The following is a 630-nucleotide window of genomic DNA, read 5'->3' as shown; positions in this document are numbered from 1 at the left end:
GCACTGATGGAGGACACTATGACGGAAGTAAAGGCTTACAAAAAGGAGCTGGAGGAACAGCTGGGTCCAGTGGCGGAGGAGACACGGGCCAGGCTGGGCAAAGAGGTGCAGGCGGCACAGGCCCGACTCGGAGCCGACATGGAGGATCTACGCAACCGACTCGGGCAGTACCGCAACGAGGTGCACACCATGCTGGGCCAGAGCACAGAGGAGATACGGGCGCGGCTCTCCACACACCTGCGCAAGATGCGCAAGCGCTTGATGCGGGATGCCGAGGATCTGCAGAAGCGCCTAGCTGTGTACAAGGCAGGGGCACGCGAGGGCGCCGAGCGCGGTGTGAGTGCCATCCGTGAGCGCCTGGGGCCTCTGGTGGAGCAAGGTCGCCAGCGCACTGCCAACCTAGGCGCTGGGGCCGCCCAGCCTCTGCGCGATCGCGCCCAGGCTTTTGGTGACCGCCTCCGAGGGCGGCTGGAGGAAGTGGGCAACCAGGCCCGTGACCGCCTAGAGGAGGTGCGTGAGCACATGGAGGAGGTGCGCTCCAAGAAGGAGGAACAGACACAGCAAATAAGCCTGCAGCCGGAGATCTTCCAGCCCCGACACAAGGGCAGCTTCGAGACCAAAGAGGACGAC

Annotated in this window: 1 protein-coding gene; it reads left to right on the top strand. The window is 64.4% G+C overall.

Annotation, left to right across the window (positions count from 1 at the left end):
• Positions 1 to 6: 6 nt before the first annotated feature.
• Positions 7 to 630 (top strand): apolipoprotein A-IV repeat region-like domain-containing protein (locus tag NK662_RS24530; protein WP_279665848.1); only part of this gene is annotated, 624 nt, incomplete at its 3' end.

The organism is Ectobacillus ponti (assembly GCF_024294785.1).
Lineage (GTDB): Bacteria > Bacillota > Bacilli > Bacillales > Bacillaceae_G > Ectobacillus > Ectobacillus ponti.
Note: the sequence above shows the minus strand (reverse complement) of the source record. Positions and strands in the feature narration are given on the sequence as shown.